At 66.0% G+C, this 18,022-nt stretch carries 20 protein-coding genes and 1 tRNA gene; 7 read left to right on the forward strand and 14 right to left on the reverse strand.

What is annotated here, in order from left to right:
• Positions 1-277: 277 nt before the first annotated feature.
• The gene (locus ACGFK1_RS15210; protein ID WP_393430322.1) at positions 278-1,168 is read left to right on the forward strand and encodes a PAC2 family protein; all 891 of its coding nucleotides are present in this window, start codon (positions 278-280) and stop codon (positions 1,166-1,168) included.
• Here the strand turns inward: ACGFK1_RS15210 and ACGFK1_RS15215 are convergent.
• From ACGFK1_RS15215 to ACGFK1_RS15255, 9 genes are all read right to left on the reverse strand, one after another.
• Positions 1,165-2,598, reverse strand: coding sequence for a DUF1254 domain-containing protein (locus ACGFK1_RS15215; RefSeq protein WP_393430325.1), 1,434 nt, complete (start codon positions 2,596-2,598; stop codon positions 1,165-1,167). The genes ACGFK1_RS15210 and ACGFK1_RS15215 overlap by 4 nt on opposite strands.
• Entirely contained in the window at positions 2,595-3,473 is an 879-nt protein-coding gene (locus ACGFK1_RS15220; RefSeq protein ID WP_393430328.1) for an SDR family oxidoreductase, read from the reverse strand. Before ACGFK1_RS15220 ends, ACGFK1_RS15215 begins: the two co-directional genes overlap by 4 nt.
• Positions 3,474-3,537: 64 nt before the next feature.
• A complete protein-coding gene (gene mshC, locus ACGFK1_RS15225; RefSeq protein WP_393430331.1) occupies positions 3,538-4,776 on the reverse strand; it encodes a cysteine--1-D-myo-inosityl 2-amino-2-deoxy-alpha-D-glucopyranoside ligase in 1,239 nt (412 codons plus the stop codon).
• Positions 4,777-4,878: 102 nt separating this feature from the next.
• Positions 4,879-5,649 carry a 3'(2'),5'-bisphosphate nucleotidase CysQ gene (locus tag ACGFK1_RS15230; RefSeq protein ID WP_393430334.1) on the reverse strand — a complete coding sequence of 257 codons (771 nt, stop codon included), beginning with the start codon at positions 5,647-5,649 and terminating at the stop codon, positions 4,879-4,881.
• A gap of 63 nt (positions 5,650-5,712) precedes the next feature.
• A complete protein-coding gene (locus tag ACGFK1_RS15235) occupies positions 5,713-6,525 on the reverse strand; it encodes an SCO1664 family protein (RefSeq protein WP_393430337.1) in 813 nt (270 codons plus the stop codon).
• A complete protein-coding gene (locus tag ACGFK1_RS15240; RefSeq protein ID WP_101947653.1) occupies positions 6,509-7,096 on the reverse strand; it encodes a DUF3090 domain-containing protein in 588 nt (195 codons plus the stop codon). The genes ACGFK1_RS15235 and ACGFK1_RS15240 overlap by 17 nt, the downstream gene beginning before the upstream one ends.
• 45 nt (positions 7,097-7,141) lie before the next feature.
• Positions 7,142-7,858, reverse strand: coding sequence for a histidine phosphatase family protein (locus tag ACGFK1_RS15245; protein WP_393430340.1), 717 nt, complete (start codon positions 7,856-7,858; stop codon positions 7,142-7,144).
• The gene (locus ACGFK1_RS15250) at positions 7,855-8,685 is read right to left on the reverse strand and encodes an undecaprenyl-diphosphate phosphatase (RefSeq protein ID WP_393431214.1); all 831 of its coding nucleotides are present in this window, start codon (positions 8,683-8,685) and stop codon (positions 7,855-7,857) included. Before ACGFK1_RS15250 ends, ACGFK1_RS15245 begins: the two co-directional genes overlap by 4 nt.
• Positions 8,686-8,730: 45 nt before the next feature.
• Positions 8,731-9,042: a hypothetical protein gene (locus tag ACGFK1_RS15255; protein ID WP_393430343.1), complete on the reverse strand. Its 312-nt coding sequence runs from the start codon at positions 9,040-9,042 to the stop codon at positions 8,731-8,733.
• Positions 9,043-9,213: 171 nt separating this feature from the next.
• Here ACGFK1_RS15255 and ACGFK1_RS15260 point away from each other — a divergent pair, with 171 nt between their 5' ends.
• From ACGFK1_RS15260 to ACGFK1_RS15270, 3 genes are read left to right on the forward strand one after another with little or no spacing between them, the layout of a single operon-like run.
• The gene (locus ACGFK1_RS15260) at positions 9,214-10,194 is read left to right on the forward strand and encodes a YncE family protein (protein WP_393430346.1); all 981 of its coding nucleotides are present in this window, start codon (positions 9,214-9,216) and stop codon (positions 10,192-10,194) included.
• Positions 10,191-10,439, forward strand: a complete 249-nt coding sequence (locus tag ACGFK1_RS15265) for a DUF5703 family protein (protein WP_393430348.1) — start codon at positions 10,191-10,193, stop codon at positions 10,437-10,439. Before ACGFK1_RS15260 ends, ACGFK1_RS15265 begins: the two co-directional genes overlap by 4 nt.
• On the forward strand, positions 10,439-11,500 hold the full coding sequence (locus ACGFK1_RS15270) for a quinone-dependent dihydroorotate dehydrogenase (protein ID WP_393431217.1): 1,062 nt from the start codon (positions 10,439-10,441) through the stop codon (positions 11,498-11,500). The genes ACGFK1_RS15265 and ACGFK1_RS15270 overlap by 1 nt, the downstream gene beginning before the upstream one ends.
• Here the strand turns inward: ACGFK1_RS15270 and ACGFK1_RS15275 are convergent.
• The 3 genes from ACGFK1_RS15275 to ACGFK1_RS15285 are packed head-to-tail and all read right to left on the reverse strand — an operon-like array spanning position 11,486 to position 13,828.
• Positions 11,486-11,947: a nitroreductase family deazaflavin-dependent oxidoreductase gene (locus tag ACGFK1_RS15275; protein WP_393430351.1), complete on the reverse strand. Its 462-nt coding sequence runs from the start codon at positions 11,945-11,947 to the stop codon at positions 11,486-11,488. The genes ACGFK1_RS15270 and ACGFK1_RS15275 overlap by 15 nt on opposite strands.
• A complete protein-coding gene (locus tag ACGFK1_RS15280) occupies positions 11,934-12,464 on the reverse strand; it encodes a YbhB/YbcL family Raf kinase inhibitor-like protein (protein ID WP_393430354.1) in 531 nt (176 codons plus the stop codon). Before ACGFK1_RS15280 ends, ACGFK1_RS15275 begins: the two co-directional genes overlap by 14 nt.
• 20 nt (positions 12,465-12,484) lie before the next feature.
• Positions 12,485-13,828, reverse strand: coding sequence for a M20/M25/M40 family metallo-hydrolase (locus ACGFK1_RS15285; RefSeq protein WP_393430357.1), 1,344 nt, complete (start codon positions 13,826-13,828; stop codon positions 12,485-12,487).
• 70 nt (positions 13,829-13,898) lie between these two features.
• On the opposite strand from ACGFK1_RS15285, the gene ACGFK1_RS15290 reads away from it, so the two are divergent.
• Positions 13,899-13,984, forward strand: a tRNA-Leu gene (locus ACGFK1_RS15290).
• A 54-nt stretch (positions 13,985-14,038) separates the two neighbouring features.
• Here the strand turns inward: ACGFK1_RS15290 and ACGFK1_RS15295 are convergent.
• Positions 14,039-14,800 carry an SDR family oxidoreductase gene (locus ACGFK1_RS15295; protein WP_393430360.1) on the reverse strand — a complete coding sequence of 254 codons (762 nt, stop codon included), beginning with the start codon at positions 14,798-14,800 and terminating at the stop codon, positions 14,039-14,041.
• A 77-nt stretch (positions 14,801-14,877) separates the two neighbouring features.
• On the opposite strand from ACGFK1_RS15295, the gene ACGFK1_RS15300 reads away from it, so the two are divergent.
• Complete coding sequence (locus tag ACGFK1_RS15300) at positions 14,878-15,354, forward strand: RrF2 family transcriptional regulator (protein WP_393430363.1); 477 nt, start codon at positions 14,878-14,880, stop codon at positions 15,352-15,354.
• A gap of 6 nt (positions 15,355-15,360) precedes the next feature.
• Here the strand turns inward: ACGFK1_RS15300 and ACGFK1_RS15305 are convergent, their stop codons facing one another.
• The gene (locus tag ACGFK1_RS15305) at positions 15,361-16,179 is read right to left on the reverse strand and encodes an SDR family NAD(P)-dependent oxidoreductase (RefSeq protein ID WP_393430366.1); all 819 of its coding nucleotides are present in this window, start codon (positions 16,177-16,179) and stop codon (positions 15,361-15,363) included.
• 97 nt (positions 16,180-16,276) lie between these two features.
• Here ACGFK1_RS15305 and ctaD point away from each other — a divergent pair, with 97 nt between their 5' ends.
• The gene (gene ctaD, locus ACGFK1_RS15310) at positions 16,277-18,022 is read left to right on the forward strand and encodes a cytochrome c oxidase subunit I (RefSeq protein ID WP_393430369.1); all 1,746 of its coding nucleotides are present in this window, start codon (positions 16,277-16,279) and stop codon (positions 18,020-18,022) included.

Here is an 18,022-nt window from a genome sequence, read left to right on the forward strand (position 1 = left end):
GTCATCGATTGACTGCTCGCAATGCCGTCGCCACGCTCATCAACGATATTGCCGCCGAACGTATTTCGCCTCGGCGGCGTAGGCTTCGCCACCCGCCGCGACGCGCTTCAACAGCGTGTCGAGCGAACTCGTGTTGCAACCGCGATTGTTTACAACAGTCACAGATACAGCCTAGTCGGTCTAGCCAATCGCTTCTGTGCGCGAGCGCTCACAGCCGCAGAATCGCCTGGTGTGCCGATGCCCCTCACGCCTACCGCACAGGGCTTACGCTGGCGTAGTGACCCCGTCGGATGCGAGCGGCTATAAACCGCCCGACCTGCCCAAACTCAACGACACGGTGATCGTCGCCGCCTTCGAAGGCTGGAACGATGCCGGCGATGCCGCCAGCGATGCGTTGGAGCACCTCGACGCGATATGGGAGGCCGAGCCCATCGTCGAGATCGACGACGAGGCCTACTACGACTATCAGGTGAACCGTCCGGTCATCAGGCAGGTCGACGGCGTCACCCGCGAACTGGTGTGGCCGTCGATGCGTATCTCGCACTGCCGCCCGCCGGGGTCTGACCGGGACATCGTGTTGATGCACGGCGTTGAGCCGAACATGCGCTGGCGGACGTTCTGCGCCGAACTGCTGGCCATTGCCGACAAGCTGAACGTGCAGACCGTGGTGATCCTCGGTGCGCTGCTCGCCGACACCCCGCACACACGGCCGGTGCCCGTCTCGGGGGCCGCGTACTCCCCCGATTCTGCGAAGACATTCGGCCTCGAGGAGACCCGCTACGAAGGACCGACCGGCATCGCCGGGGTGTTCCAGGACGCGTGCGTGCAGGCGGGCATCCCGGCGGTCACGTTCTGGGCAGCGGTCCCGCACTACGTGTCGCAGCCGCCGAACCCCAAGGCGACGGTGGCGCTGCTGCGTCGTGTCGAGGATGTGCTCGATATAGAGGTGCCGCTCGCCGATCTGCCGAGTCAGGCCGAGGAGTGGGAGCTGGCGGTCAGCGAGATGACGGCCGAGGACGACGAGATCGCCGAGTACGTGCAGTCGCTCGAAGAGCGCGGCGACGCCGAGGTCGACATGAACGAGGCGCTCGGCAAGATCGACGGCGACGCGCTGGCCGCCGAGTTCGAGCGCTACCTGCGCCGCCGCGGCCCCGGCTTCCGCGGCTAGACCTTGATCGCTTGCGGCGCCTTCCACGTCCCGTTGAGCGCATCAGGCTTGGGCCAGTACAACCGCAACACCATCTGGAAGAGACCGCTCGGCGCGGGCAACCAGTTGGCCTCCTTGTCGATGCCGGGAGACTCGTTCTGGATGTAGAACGTGTAACCGCCGTCAGCGTCGGGTATCAGGCTCGGCAGCATCTCGGAGTTGATCAGATACCGGTTCATCGGGTTGGTGACCAACAGGCTCTGCGGTAGTTCGTACATCGTCAGCGACCAAAACGCGTTCACCGGAGGTAGCTGTCCGGGTGGGAACTTCACGGTGTACTTGTTGGCGCCGGTCAGCGGCACACCCGTCGAGTCGTTCAGAATCCCCGGATAGAGCGCTTCTGCAGCGGTGTTGCCGTAGATGCCGAACACCGCACCAGCCATTCGGTACAGGTAGTTGCCCTTCAAATCATCTGCGGTTCCGAAGAGCTGCGCCGAACCGACCTCACCCGTGTCCATCTTGGTCTTCTTGAGATTGTCGAGTTCGGCCCACGCGTCAGTCATTCCGCCTTCGATCGCCTGTCGCATTTCAGGACTCAGCTTGTCAGCGTCGAAGTTCCCGTCGGGCCCTATGCCGATAGTGGCGAACCGCGCGCGCAGATCTTTCTCGGCGGGCAGCGTAGGCGCGAATTTCAATGCGAAATCCAGGATCTCGAAGAACTGCGGCGACGTCTTCTCCTGGTCGCGGTTCAGTGCCGGTGCAAAGTCGATCGGCTGCGCGGGCGGCGGCGCGGGTTGGTTGAGGTACACCGACAGCGGCTGCACCTGATAGCCGGCCTGAATCTTTCTGACCTGGTCGATGTCTGACGGGCCGAGCAGCTGCGTGCGGTACAGCACGAGAGCGAGTTCGGTGTCGGACTGGATGACCTCATTGATGCCGTCCGGTTTGTTGCCCTTCCAATTCGGGCCGACCAGAAGATATTTCCCGCCTCCGTTACCTGTGGTGCGGCTGCCGACGTACGCCATGTTGTAGGTGTAGAGGTCGACGAACTGCAGCGAGTAATAGCGGTCCTGCTCGATCGGCGGGACGGTGAGCACCAGCGGTTCAGCGCGCAGGTCCGCACCCAGAACGGAGTACGGCGTGTCCGAGTTGGGCGTCTGGACCGTCTTGTCGTCGGGCGTGAACACCCTTGCAGTGCTGTGGATCTCGTTCCAGCCGCCCTTGTACTCGGGGTCCTCTTTGTTGACGAAGTACGAGTACATCACCCGGTAGTTGTCGACGATCGGGAAACCGTACACGTAGGCGTCCTTGGCGATCGCGTGAGCTTGGCCAGGTGTCAGGGCGGCCGGGCTGGGTGGCGGTGCTGACGTGGTTGCTTGCTCTGATTTGTCGGCGCTGCATGCGGAGATGAGTGCCAGGATTGCAGTGAGGACACCGATGCGGCGGATCAATTTTTGTCCAGCGACTCAGTGCGGGCGCTCATCGACCGACCCAATGCGGCGACTTCGGCGTCCATCTGCGGTAACAACGCCGGCGCCACCTTGAGCGTCGGCGCCTCGCCGATCCGGGTCGACAACAAGGGTTTGAGCCAGCGGAGCAGAACAACCCAGCCAGGAACGTAGATGTGCCGTCTGCGGCCCTCGATGCCCGCCACGAACGCTTCACCGCACTTCTCCACCGACGTCGTCTTGCCAAGCGGACCCGGCAGCGAGTCCAACATCTTCCGGAATGCCGGCACATCAGCCTTGGTGTCACGCACCAGCGGGGTGTCGATCCACGACATGTGCGCCGAGCCGACATCGACGCCGAGGTGCGCGAGTTCCAGTCGCAGTGAGGTGGCGAAGTGCTCGACCGCCGCCTTGGCCGCGTCGTAGGGCGCCATCCCCGGCGCGGCGGCGAAGGCCGCGAGCGACGACACGATCAGGATGTAACCCCTGCGGTCGATCACCGACTGCAGGGCGGCGCGCACCGTGTTGAAGACGCCGACGATGTTCACGTCGATCAGTGTCCGAAACGCGTGCGGGTCCACGTGCAGCACCGAGCCGTAAGTCGCGATCCCGGCGTTCGCCACCACGACATCGATACCGCCGAAGCGGTCGACCCCCTTGGCGACCGCGGCCTGCATCGCCGACAGGTCACGCACGTCGGCGGCGACGGTCAGCACGCCCTCGTTTCCGAGCCGAGCCGCCACTTCGTCGAGCTTGCCGCCGTCCAGATCCGTCAGCACCAGCTTGGCACCCCTGGCGTGCAGACGTTGTGCCACCTCGGCGCCGACGCCGTTCGCGCCACCGGTGATCAGCACGACCTTCCCGGTCACAGAATTCATGGCCGCCAACGTACTAGGTCACACGCCCCCATTCGCAGCCGACGCAAACGGCGGATGTCAATCGCTACAACTGAACACCGAGCAAAGCGTCGACAGCGGTCGCCACCACCCGGGGAGCCTCGGTGTCGTGTCCGCCGTACTCCAGTGCGTCTGTTGCCCAGCCGTCCACCGCGGCCAGCGCCTTGGGAGTGTCCAGATCGTCGGCCAGATACTGACGGACTCGCGAGACCACGTCGATGGCGTCGGGGCCTGCCTGCAGCGTCGTCGCGGCCCGCCAACGCTGTAGCCGGGCGACGGCCTCGTCGAGCACCTGATCACTCCAGTAACGGTCGGCGCGGTAGTGTCCTGCCAGCAGTCCGAGCCTGATCGCAGCGGGCTCGACGCCGTCGGCCCGCAGCCGCGATACCAGCACCAGGTTGCCGCGGCTCTTGCTCATCTTGTGCCCGTCCCAGCCGATCATTCCCGCATGCACGTAGTGCCGTGCGAATCGCCGCTCCCCCGTCACGGATTCAGCATGCGCGGCGGAGAACTCGTGGTGCGGAAAGATCAGGTCGCTGCCGCCGCCCTGAACGTCGAGGCCGGTGCCGATGCGGCTCAGCGCGATCGCCGAACACTCGACGTGCCAGCCGGGCCTGCCGGGGCCGAACGGCGACGGCCAGCTCGGTTCGCCGGGCCGTTCGGCGCGCCACATCAACGCGTCGAGTTCGTCACCCTTGCCTGCGCGGGCCGGGTCACCGCCGCGTTCGCTGAACAGCCGCAGCATGGTTTCGCGGTCGTAGCCGGACTCGTAGCCGAACTGCTGCGTGGCGTCGGCGCGAAAGTACACATCCGGGTACTCCGGGTCGTCGACGACGTAGGCCGCACCAGAGGCCAACATCTTCTCCACCAGCTCGACCACTTCGCCGATCGCCTCGGTGGCCGCCACGTAGTCGTGCGGAGGCAGCACCCGCAGTGCGGCCATGTCCTCGCGGAACAGCTCGGTCTCGCGGTCGGCGAGTTCGCGCCAGTCGATGCCGTCGCGCTGCGCCCGCTCGAACAGCGGATCGTCGACATCGGTCACGTTCTGCACGTAGTGCACGGTGTGCCCGCCGTCCAGCCACACCCGGTGCACCAGGTCGAATGCCAGATAGGTGGCGGCGTGGCCGAGGTGGGTGGCGTCGTAGGGGGTAATGCCGCAGACGTACATGGAAGCCGTCTCGCCGGCGGCGACGGGACGGATCTGCCGGTCGGCGCTGTCATACAGCCGCAGCTGCGGGCCGCTACCCGGCAGAGCCGGAACGTCGGGAGCCGGCCACGAATGCATAGCATCGACTTTAAGGTGTTCGGTCAGGACGGCCTCCGGATGGTGCGTTGCTTCGACTGTGACTTACAACGCCGACGCTCAATCCATTCCCGCCACCCGCGCTCACCGGTTCCGATACGCCGACCAGATGCCCTCGAGCAGGACGTCGGCAAGTTCCGCGCGGCACATCAGCAAGTCGGGCAGGTAGGGGTCGCGCCGGTTGTAGATCAGCGGCGAACCGTCGATGCGTGACGCGTGCAGGCCCGCGGCTTGCACAACCCCCGCAGGGGCCGCAGAATCCCACTCCCACTGACCGCCTGCGTGCACATAGGCGTCGACGTCGCCGCGGACGACTGCCATCGCCTTGGCACCCGCCGATCCGATTCGCACCATCTGGATGTCCATCATGTCGCGCAGCCGCCACATCACCGCGGGCGGCCTGCTGGCGCTGGCCGTGATGCGGATGGGGCCGTCGCGGCGCGGCGGCGGCGGCGTCACGGTGTCGGTGCGGTAGACCTCGCCGCGCGCAGGCAGCGCCACGGCGGCGTCGGTGATGCCTCCCTTCGGCCCGCCGTTTCGTTGCCACAGCGCAATGTGCACCGCCCAGTCAGTGCGACCCGGCCACGAGAATTCCCGGGTGCCGTCCACCGGGTCGACGATCCACACCCGGTCGGAGTGCACGCGAGACACGTCGTCGACGGCCTCCTCGGACAGCACCGCGTCGTTGGGCCGGTCTCGCCGCAGCCGGTCGAGGATGAGCACGTTGGCCCGCATATCGCCTGCATCCCCGAGGTCGTAGGGGTCGTCGAAGCCGACTTCCTCGCGAATCGCCAGTAGCAGCTTTCCGGCGTCGACCGCCACGTCGGCGGCCAGCGCCGCGTCGGTCAGGCTCACCGAGTCAGTAGATCATGCACGCCGCAAGGACGTTTAAAGCCGCCACGCCGCCCAATCCGTTGATCAGAACGCGGGCCATGGGATGGGCCTGCGCCGGTCCGGGGTCGGCATCACCGGATTGTCCAGCAGCGCAACAGTTCTGGCATGCAGCGCGGCCACCTCGCGGCGGGTGATGTGTGCCCTGAGTCGACCGCCGAGTTCACCGCGCAGCTGATCGCGCAGTCCCGCTACCGATTCCAGCGTGTCGTCGTCGACGGGCTTCCCCGCCCAGCCCCAGAGCACCGTGCGCAGTTTGTCCTCGACGTGCAGGCTCACCCCGTGATCGACACCGTAGACATGGCCGTCGACGCCGCACAGGATGTGTCCGCCCTTGCGGTCCGCGTTGTTGATCAAAACGTCGAAGACGGCCATCCGCCGCAGCCTGCTGTCGTCGGCGTGCACCAGTGTGACTTCGTCGCCTGCGTAGTCGTAGGCCTGCAGGACGGGCAGAAAGCCGGGCGGGATGTGGCCGGCCGGTAGCAGGTCAACCAAATCGGGGCCCGCTTCTGGTTCGTCGCCCACGTCGTCGCCCGGTTGGTCGACCCACAGTTGGAGCATGCCGGGACCGGCAGGCCCGTCGCGAATGATGGTGTTGGGCACGATGTTCCAGCCGAGTGCATCGGAGATCAGATAGGCGCCCAGTTCGCGCCCTGCCAACGTGCCGTCGGGAAAGTCCCACAGCGGGGCTTCGCCCTTGATCGGCTTGTACACGCAATGTGCCTGCAGTTCGCCGAGATGAGCCTCGCAGAGGAAAGTGGCGTTGCTCGCTGACCGGATCCGGCCGATGACCGTCAATTCGCCGCGCCGCAGCACCTCATCGTTACGAATCGGCGTCATCGTCGGACCCGGCAAGCGCGCCGCGCCGATACCCGTTGGTGCGCACGCAAATGTGGCCCTCCGGGTCGAGCGGCTCATCGCACAACGGACATGGCGGGCGGCCTGCCGATATGACGCGGTTGGAGCGTGTCGCGAACTGGCGCGCCGATTCGGGTGTCAGGAACACCCGCACCGCGTCGGGTCCCTCCTCGGCGTCGTCGAGGACGACCGACGCGTCGAATTCGGTCTCGGACACGGCCAGCAGTTCGACGACGACCGTCTGCGCCTCCGAATCCCAGCCCAGCCCCATGGTGCCGACGCGGAACTCGGCGTCGACGGGTGTGATCAAGGGGCTCAGATCTTCGACGTCGCCCGTCTCGGGCGGGATCGGCGTGCCGAAGCGCCGGTTGATCTCGAGCAGTAACGCGGCGATCCGCTCGGCCAGCACAGCGACCTGCTGCTTTTCCAGCACCACCGAGATCACGCGTTTGTCATGTACCGCCTGCAAATAGAAGGTGCGGTTGCCGGGCTGCCCGACGGTCCCGGCGACGAAACGGTCGGGTGTGCGGAAGACGTGAATTGCGCGGGCCATGGCACCCTCCAAAATACCGGCATACCCTCATCGGCCGTAATTCCGTCAATCTGTCGAGCCGCCGACCACCGCATCCTCCGGCGGCAGCTCGCCGTCCTTCTTCTCGGCTTCCCCGTCGCCGGTCGACGACTTGGCCACCAGCCCGGCGGTCAGCGCAGCACCAGTGTGGTTGACGTGGATGACGAACGGACGCAACGCGGTGTAACGGATCACACTCATCGACGCGGGGTCGGCGGTGATCCGCTGAAAACTGTCGAGGTGCGTGCCCAGCGCGTCGGCCACCACGGCCTTGATCACGTCGCCGTGCGAACATGCGACCCACAGGCAGTCGCCCTCGTGCAGTTCGGCCAGCCTTCGGTCGTGCTCACGCACTGCCGCGACAGCGCGGGCTTGCACGTGAGCCAGCCCCTCGCCGCCGGGGAACACCGCGGCGCTGGGCTGTTGCTGCACCACCGCCCACAGCGGCTCCTTGACCAGATCGCCGATCTTGCGCCCGGTCCAGCTGCCGTAGTCGACCTCGGAGATGCGCTCGTCGACGATGGGATCAAGGCCCAGCGCTTCGGCGAGCGGTTCGACTGTGCGTCTGCACCGCAGCAGCGGTGAGCGCACGATAGCGCGGATGGGGAGACCGACCAGCCTCTCGACGATTGCCTGCGCCTGTTCTGCGCCCTTGTCGTCGAGGTCGACTCCGTCGCTGCGACCGGCGAGCGTGTGCGCCGTATTCGAGGTCGACCTGCCGTGCCGCAGCAGGATGACCGTCATGTCGCGGACACTACCCCGGCGGCGAGCAGCGCGATCACCACGGCGCCCAGCAGCACGCGGTAGCCGACGAACCAGTACATGCTGTGGCGCACGAGGAAGCGCAAGAACCACGCCACCGCGAGGAAGCCGATGACGAACGCGATCACCGTGGCGACGAGCAATTGCGGGCCGCTGGCGCTCATCCCCTCGCCGACGGGGTGGAAGGCATCGGGCAACGAGAACAGGCCCGAAGCGAACACGGCTGGGATGGCCAGCAGGAAGCCGAAGCGGGCCGACAGTTCGCGGTCGAGTCCGAGGAACAGGCCCGCGCTGATGGTCGCACCCGACCGCGAAACGCCGGGCACCAGCGCCAGACACTGCGCCACACCGACGATGATGCTGTCCTTCCATGTCAGCTGTTCGACGTGCCGGGTCTGCCTGCCCATGTACTCGGCGATCGCGATGACGACGGAGAAGACGATCAGCGCGCTGGCGATGAGCCACAAATTCCTTGCGCCAGTACGGATTTCGTCCTTGAACAACAGGCCCAACACCCCGATCGGGATGGTGCCGATGATGACGTACCAGCCCATCCAGTAGTCGAGGTTGCGGTGCGCGGCCACGAACAGTCCGTTGAACCAGGCCTTCAGGATGCGCCCGATGTCGCGCGCGAAGTACAGCAGCACCGCAAGTTCGGTGCCGAGTTGGGTGACCGCCGTGAACGACGCGCCCGCATCGTCGTCGAAGAAGATGCGCGAGGCGATCGCCAGGTGTCCCGACGACGACACGGGCAGGAATTCGGTCAATCCCTGTATCACCGAGAGGACGACAACTTGCAGCCACGACATCGCAGGCGCCTCAATCACGCCGACGACCGTACCGTGGGGTCGCTGCTAACGCGCTGTGCGTGTCACCGGTCGTGCCGCGGCCACCGCGTCACGCACCGCCGCCGAGACGCTTCGCTCGTCAGTGACGTCGATGTCGGTCAGCTTGCGACTGGCGACTGCCACGACATCCTCGGCCTGCGGGACCGGGCCCGTGATGCGTGGCCGGTAGACCTCGACGATGAGCACCTGCTTCTCGACATGGAAGGCAAAGCTGCGCCCGTCACCAACTTGGCCAAAACCACTGGCGTGCAGACCTGTAGTGATGTCCTCGATAGCAAACTCCTGGTTTCCCAGATCCCTGTCTGCGGCGAGGGTCATGATCGCACCCTACCGCCGAACGAGTCGCCGGGCGCAGCGGACGTGCCCAAATGTGGATGACCGGCGTGCCTACACTTGCATTTCGATCGAGATCCAATTCGCACGTCCGAGAGCTACCCTTTGTTGCGTGATCTAAACATCGCCGCTCAGCTAATTCGAGCCAGCGCTGTAGTGCTGGCAACAACCGGATTGGTCAGCTGCTCGGCTAACCACACGGACACCCCACCGCCGACCATCGTGCCCGCCAAGGCTGCGCAGTCGCCACCGGTGACCGACACGCCCGCCGGCGAGGTGCGTCCGCTGCCCGGACGCGCGCAAACGGCGCTGTTCGATGCGGCAACCGCTTCGTTGGTGGTGCTCAGCCCGCTTCTCGAGAGCCAGTCCCAGGTCACGGTGATGTTGTCGGCGGGACAACCCCGACCGGTGAGGCTGCCCGCCGCCGCGACGGCGATGACCGGCGACAACGACGGGACGGTGTATGCGTCCACGCGTGGCGGCTATTTCCGCGTCGACCTTCGCGCGGCCACGGCCACCAGGGTCGAGGTGGACGGCCAGTCCGGTACCGACTTCACCGCGATCGCCAGACGCGCGGACGGCAAACTGGCGCTCGGCAGTGCCGATGGCGCGGTGTACACGTTGAGTTCGGACACCGCCGTCGGCGCGTCGCTGAAGATTTTCGCGAAGGTCGACGCCCTTGTCGCACAAGGCAATACGGTGGTGGTGCTGGACCGTGGACAGACCTCGGTGACCACTGTCTCGGCCGACGGCAAGGGCGCCGAGCATGCACTGCGGGCCGGTGAGGGCGCCACCACGATCGCGGCCGACACCGCGGGCAGGGTGCTCGTCGCCGACACCCGCGGCGGCGAACTGCTGGTGTACGGCATCAACCCGTTGATCCTGCGTCAGGCCTACCCGGTGCCCGATGCCCCATACGGCCTGGTCGGGTCGCCGAAGCTGGCCTGGGTGTCGCAGACGGCAACCAACACGGTGGTTGGCTACGATCTAGCTACCGGTATCCCCGTGGAAAAGGTGCGTTATCGAACCGTGCAGCAGCCCAACTCCCTGGCGTTCGACGACGCGTCTGGCACCCTGTATGTGGTGTCTGGCTCGGGAGCGGGTGTGCAGGTGATTGCGAACGCGGGGATCAGATGACCGCAATGCACCACGGACGGATGCCAGAGGGCTGGGACAACGACCTGTCAGACGAATACGAGTGGATACCGCTGCGACTGCCGCCCGAGCTCACCAGGATCAGCGCGTCCACCCGACTGTCGATCGAGGCCGAGTACCGCGGATGGGAACTGACCAGGGTGCGGTTGTACACCGACGGCAGCAGGCGGGTACTGCTGCGCCGCAAGAAGACCGCCGCACAGCGACTGGATCAACCCGGCCTGTGATCTATCGCGCGCTGCGCAGGGCGTTCTTTCTCGTTGCGCCCGAACGCATTCACACATTCGTGTTCGCGGTCTTGCGGGCAGTGACGGCGATACTCCCGATGCGTCGCGCGCTGGCGCGGTGGCTGGCGCCGCGCGATCCTGCGCTCGCCAGCACGGTGTTCGGCGTGCGATTCCCCGGACCGCTCGGCCTGGCAGCCGGATTCGACAAGGACGGCGGGGGCCTGCACACGTGGGGCGCACTGGGCTTCGGCTATGCGGAGATCGGCACTGTCACCGCACGGGCACAACCCGGCAATCCCGAGCCCCGGATGTTCCGGCTGCCCGACGATCGCGCGCTGCTGAACCGGATGGGGTTCAACAATCACGGCGCAGCCGAACTGGCGCGGCGGCTGGCCCGCGACACATCCGACGTGCCGATCGGGGTCAACATCGGCAAGACGAAAGTCACACCGCCGGAGGACGCAGTTCGGGATTACGCCGAAAGTGCGCGTCTGGTAGGGCCGTTGGCTGACTTCCTGGTGGTCAACGTCAGCTCCCCCAACACCCCCGGACTGCGTGATCTGCAGGCCGTCGAATCACTGCGGCCGATTCTCGCGGCAGTGACGGCCGAGACGTCGAAGCCGGTGCTGGTGAAGATCGCCCCGGATCTGTCCGACCAGGATGTCGACGAGATCGCGGATCTGGCAATCGAATTGGGTCTCGCTGGCATCGTCGCGACGAACACCACGGTGTCGCGGGACGGGCTTGTGACGCCGGGCGTCGATGCGTTGGGCGCAGGCGGGGTCTCCGGTGCGCCCGTCGCGCAGCGGTCGGCCGAAGTGTTGCGCCGGTTGTACCGCCGGGTCGGCGACCGGTTGGTGTTGGTCAGCGTGGGCGGCATCCAGACCGCCGACGATGCGTGGGACCGCATCACGTCGGGCGCGTCACTGTTGCAGGGCTACACCGGCTTCATCTATGACGGCGGGTTGTGGGCCAAGCACATTCACGACGGCATCGCGCGTCGCCTGCACGAGGGTGGCTTCACGTCGCTGGCCGACGCGGTCGGCTCAGGCGTGCGCTAGTTCGAGCCGCATCATCGGCAACGTCAGATCTGGGGAGCCGAGCGCGGCTGACATCGCCGCCTGCAGCGTGCGCCACGTTCGCGGATGGTCGTGGGAATAGCGGTCCAAGGTCTGCTCCACCGCGTCGGGCGTCAGCGGGGTCGCCGTCGCGGGCACATCGCGGCGCAAACCGACACTGACGCGCACATGCGGGTTCGCAACGACGTTGCGGTACCACTGTGACTTCTCGCCGAATCCCGACACGATGACGTACTGGTCGGGGCCTGGTCGATCGACCACTTCGAGCACGGCGTATCGCCGAGCCCCGCTCTTGCGGCCGATGTGCTCGAGCATCAGCATGCGACGACCGAACAGAAAGCCGAAATGCACCCGGTAGACCCATATCGGAGCCCGAACCAGCCACCGACTGCGTAGTAGCGGCCCGAGAAGGGCGCTACTTCTCCTCATAGGTGCCGTGGATGACGGTCCGCGCGATCGCGTTCATGAATAGGTTGAAGCCCAGATAGGCCGGGCTTGCGTCGCCGTCCAGTTCGAGCTTCTCGACCTTGACGGCGTGCACCGCGATGAAGTACCTGTGCACGCCGTGTCCCTGCGGCGGCGCTGCGCCGATGAAGCGCTTCAGGCCGGCGTCGTTGGCCAAAGTGATTGCATCACCGGGCAAACCGCTGCCGTCGCCTGCGCCTGCGGGCAGGTCGGTGACCGTGGCGGGCAGGTTGGCGACGGCCCAATGCCAGAAGCCAGATGCCGTCGGCGCATCGGGGTCGTACATCGTCACGGCGAAACTGCGGGTTTCCTCGGGGAATCCCGACCACGACAGTTGCGGTGACACGTCGTCACCGCCGGCGCCCATGATGCCGCTGACTTGCTCGGTGCTCAGCGGTTGGCCGTCGGTGACCGACTCCGACGTCAGCGTGAACGACGGCAGCTTGGGCAGGAAGTCGTACGGGTTGTAGTCAAACGCCATGGTGGTCGTCCTTTCTTGGGTCAGGAGTGCATCAAGAAGTGCTCGAGAACCTGGGTGCCGAACTTCAACGCATCGACGGGTACCCGCTCGTCGACGCCGTGGAACAGCGCGGTGAAGTCCAGATCCGGCGGAAGCTGCAACGGCGCGAAGCCGAAGCAGCGGATTCCCAAGCGCGTGAACGCCTTTGCGTCGGTGCCGCCGGACAGCATGTAAGGCACGATGCGCGCGTCAGGGTCGACGGACAGGATCGCCCCGTTCATCGCGTCCACCAGGTCGCCGTCGAACGTGGTCTCGTATGACGGCAGCTCGGTTATCCACTCACGCGTCACGTCGGGCCCGATGATCTCGTCTACCTCACGCTCGAAGGCGGCGCGGCGACCAGGCAGGATGCGGCAGTCGATCACCGCCTCCGCGGTGGCGGGTATGACGTTGGCCTTGTAGCCGGCCTTGAGCATGGTCGGGTTGGCGGTGTCGCGCAGGGTGGCACCGACAACGCGGGCGATCGGCCCGAGCTTGGCGATGGTGCCTGCCAGGTCGGGCGAGTCGACGTCGAACTCGTAGCCCGTCTCCTCGGTGATGGCCTGCAGGAACTGGCTGACGGCGTCGGTCATCACCAGCGGGAATTCGTGGCGGCCGAGTTTGGCGGTGGCCTCGGAGACCGCGGTGACCGCGTTGTGGTCGTGGATCATCGAGCCGTGACCGGCGAAGCTGCGCGCGGTCAGCTTCATCCACATCATCGACTTCTCGGCGGTCTCGACCAGGTAGAGCCGTCGTTCACCGCCGTCCCTGCGCGGCACAGTCAGCGAGAACCCGCCGACCTCGCCGACCGCCTCCGTGACACCGTCGAACAGGTCGGGCCGGTTGTCCACCAGCCAATGCGCCCCGTACTTTCCGCCTGCCTCTTCGTCGGAGACGAACGCGAACACCAGATCCCGCGGCGGCACGATGCCGGCGCGCTTGAAGTGTCTGGCGATCGCGATGAGCATGCCGCACATGTCCTTCATGTCGACCGCGCCGCGACCCCACACGTAGCCGTCCTCGATCGCGCCGGAGAACGGGTGCACGCTCCAGTCCGATGCCTCCGCGGGCACCACGTCGAGGTGACCGTGCAGCAGCAGGGCGCCTCGCTCGGGGTTGGCACCCTTGAGCCTGGCGAACACGTTTCCCCGGCCCGGCGCGCCGGCCTCGACGTATTCGGTCGTATAGCCGACTTCCTCCAGCTGTTCGGCCACCCAGCGGGCGCATTCGGCCTCCCCTTTGGTGGTGTCGGGCTCGCCGGTGTTCGACGTGTCGAAGCGGATGAGCGCGCTGACGAGGTCGACGACCTCGGCTTCGGTGTTAAGGGGAGGCGTCACAGTCACCATTCGTACCATTGAGAGGGCCGTTCGGTTTGGGCGCGGGCTGTCCCATCCGATAGCCTTAGCTGCCCAACTGGTCCGAGTGGCGGAATGGCAGACGCGCTAGCTTGAGGTGCTAGTGCCCTATTAACGGGCGTGGGGGTTCAAGTCCCCCCTCGGACACATCCGGCGAAGCCGCGATCACACTCTGTGGCTCCGCCAAAATCGCGCCGCTGCCTAGGCATTGGTGCGTAGCGCCTCGGCGGCCAGCCAGTCCTCGAATGTGGTGGGCGCCAACTCGGCGTCCGTCGAGGGCAAGAGCACCTCGCCGGCCATCGACACGTCGAACAGGCCGTTCCGCCAGGTGGGTACCAACCGGATCTGCTGCCCGCGGGCCTCGATGGTGCGCCGAGCCATGTCCACCAAATCCTGGGTGTCGGGTCCGGCGACATCGCGGTGGCGCCTCTGCGGAGCTCCGACAGCGACGCGCGCGAGGATGTCTGCGACATCTGCAGGCGCAATCGGCTGGACAAGCAGCGGCGCGATCGGAGCAACGCCGTCTTGCTCGGTCCACCCGGCGACCATCGCCGCGAAATCGTGGAACTGCGTGGCAGGCACGATCGTCCACGGCACGGGTCCGGCCGCCACCGCGGCCTCCTGCGCCCGCTTGCCGGCATAGTGCGCGTTCCCCGGCACCTTGTGGACGGCCACGATTGACAGCACGACGTGATGGGTGACGCCGGCGCGCTGCTCGGCGGCGAGCAGATTCTCGGCCGCGGTGGTGAAGAATCCGACCGTCTCCGACTCCTGGGTTGCCTCGCTGCTGCTGACGTCGATCACTGCGGTTACCCCAGCCAGAGCCTCGTCCAGGCCTGCGGCCGTGAGCACGTCCACGCCGCGACTGCGACTGATGGCAACCGTGTCGTGCCCGTCGCGCTCGAGTGCGGCAATGGTCAACGTTCCGATACGGCCGGTGGCACCGACTACTGCAACGCGCATGTGAACTCTCCCTGTTCGAGTAACAATTATGGACATCTCATATCCACAATAGAGGTGATGTCCCCTAGTCTGGAATCGTGAAGCTTCCCGAAGGCACGGAGTGGGTGCTGCATTGCGCCGCCTCGCTGGCGCAACTCCCCGATGGCGATTCGGCCAGCGCGGCTGCGCTCGCTGCCCATTTCGGTCTGCCACAGGCGTACCTCGCCAAGCACCTGGCGTCGCTTGTCCGCGCGGGTGTGCTGACCGGGACGACCGGTCCGCGCGGAGGTTTCCGCCTGGCGCGCCCGGCTTCTGAAATCACCGTGCTCGACATCGTCGAAGCTGTGGACGGCCGCGCCGATCCCTACCTCTGTCGGGAGATCCGGCAGCAGGGACGCGGCGCCCTACCCGCCGAGGAGTGCCAAGAACGATGCATCCTGGCCACGATCATGGGGCGCGCGCACGAGGCGTGGCTGACCAGCCTCGCCTCGTGCACCCTCGCCGACATCGTCGACACGTTGCCACCCGAGATTCCTGAGCGCACCCGCCGCCTGTTGGCCCGCGAAAGTGCTTGAGTCAGTTCACGCCTCGTTCGGCATGTTCGTCCAGCCCTTGCGGTCCGCGCGGGCATACCATCCGGAAGCCGCCAGCGTGCCGCCGTCTACCGGGATGGTGTGCCCGGTGACGAACCGGGCGTCCTCGGAGGCCAGGAATTCCACCACGGCGGCGTAGTCGTCGGGGCTGCCGAACCGGCCGACCGGAATCCAGGTCCTGATCAATTCGGGATCGCGGCCGCGCAGCATCGCCTCGGCGGGCGTCTGGGCGGTGTCGGCGAGGTCGGGTGCGATCGCGTTGACGCGGATCCCATGCCGCGCCACATCGACCGCCAAGCTGCGGGTGAACGCCACCACGCCCGCGTTGAACGCGGCGTACGGCGCGGCGTAAGGGATGCCGCGAAACGCCTCGACGGTCGCGTTGTTGACGATCGCCCCGGATCCGCGTTTGACCAACTCGGGCAACACCGCGTGGCACATCCGCAGCACGTGCAGCAGGTTCAGTTCGTAGAGGGTTTGCCACTGCTCCTCGGTGCTGTGCAGGAAATCCCTTGCCGCAGGGCGGAAGTCGCCGACATTGTTGACCAGGATGTCGATCCGCGAATCGGCAACGGCCAGTGCTGTTTCGGTCACTACGGCCACCACGTCGCGGTCGCGAATGTCGCCGACGACGGAGGTGCAGCGCCCGCCAGTCGCGATGATCTCGCCGCGGGTGGCCGAGGCCGCGTCCGCGTCGATGTCGTTGAGCACGACGTGCGCGCCCGCCGCCGCGAGCCGCCTGCTGATGCCGCCGCCGACGCCCAGCGCCCCACCGGTGACGACCGCCACCTGTCCCGCCAATCGCATCGGGACAGCTTATGAGCCGACTCGATGACAAAAGTCCCTAGCGACAGCTATCGAGGCGGATAATGGATTGAAGGTCCTGGCGGATCGGGGGATGCCTATGACGACTGAAGCGCCACCCGTACAACGACTCGAGGCACGCCGTCCATTTCCGGCCCGGCTCGGTCCGAAGGGCAACCTGGTCTACAAGCTCATCACCACGACCGATCACAAGTTGATCGGCATCATGTACTGCGTCGCCTGCTTCATCTTCTTCTTCATCGGCGGCTTGATGGCGCTGTTCATGCGCACCGAGTTGGCCCTGCCCGGGCTGCAGTTTTTGTCCAACGAGCAGTTCAACCAGCTGTTCACCATGCACGGCACGGCGATGCTGCTGTTCTACGCGACCCCGATCGTGTTCGGGTTCGCCAACCTGGTGCTGCCGCTGCAGATCGGCGCCCCCGACGTCGCGTTCCCGCGACTGAACGCGCTGAGTTTCTGGTTGTTCGTATTCGGTGCCATGATCGCGTTGAGCGGCTTCATCACCCCGAACGGCGCGGCGGACTTCGGCTGGACCGCGTACTCACCGCTGACCGACGCCATCCACTCCCCTGGACCCGGCGGTGATTTGTGGATCCTCGGGCTGGGTGTCGGTGGTCTTGGCACCATTCTCGGTGGCGTCAACATGATCACCACGGTGGTGTGCATGCGCGCGCCGGGCATGACAATGTTCCGGATGCCGATCTTCACCTGGAACATCCTGGTGACGTCGATCCTGGTGCTGCTGGTGTTCCCGCTGCTGACCGCCGCGCTGTTCGGCCTGGCCGCCGACCGCCACCTCGGCGCGCACATCTACGACCCGGCCAACGGCGGTGTGCTGCTGTGGCAGCACCTGTTCTGGTTCTTCGGCCACCCCGAGGTGTACATCATCGCGTTGCCGTTCTTCGGCATCATCACCGAGGTGGTGCCGGTGTTCAGCCGCAAGCCGATCTTCGGCTACACCACGCTCGTCTATGCCACATTCAGCATCGCCGCGCTGTCCATGGCGGTGTGGGCTCACCACATGTTTGCCACCGGTGCGGTGCTGTTGCCGTTCTTCTCGTTCATGACGTTCCTGATCGCGGTGCCCACCGGTATCAAGTTCTTCAACTGGATCGGCACGATGTGGAAGGGCCAGTTGACCTTCGAGACGCCGATGCTGTTCTCGATCGGCTTTTTGGTCACCTTCTTGCTCGGTGGTCTGTCCGGTGTGCTGCTGGCCAGCCCGCCGCTGGACTTCCACGTCACCGACTCCTACTTCGTGGTGGCGCACTTCCATTACGTGCTGTTCGGCACCATCGTGTTCGCCACCTATGCGGGCATCTACTTCTGGTTCCCCAAGATGACCGGCCGACTGCTCGACGAACGGCTGGGCAAGCTGCACTTCTGGTTGACCTTCATCGGCTTCCACACCACCTTCCTGGTGCAGCACTGGCTCGGCGATGAGGGCATGCCGCGCCGCTACGCCGACTACCTGCCCACCGACGGATTCACCACGCTCAACGTGGTGTCCACCATCGGGGCGTTCATCCTCGGGCTCTCGACCATCCCGTTCGTGTGGAACGTGTTCAAGAGCTGGCGCTACGGCGAACCGGTTCTGGTCGACGACCCGTGGGGGTACGGCAACTCACTGGAATGGGCCACCAGCTGCCCGCCGCCGCGGCACAACTTCACCGAACTACCCCGCATCCGTTCCGAGCGGCCGGCGTTCGAACTGCACTATCCGCACATGGTGGATCGGATGCGCGCCGAAGCCCACATCGGCCGCGCACACGGCCCCGGCCACGGCGACGTCACCCGACAAGACGACCACAACGTGCGCACGTAG

It is taken from the genome of Mycobacterium sp. NPDC048908, from assembly GCF_043197955.1.
GTDB lineage: Bacteria > Actinomycetota > Actinomycetes > Mycobacteriales > Mycobacteriaceae > Mycobacterium.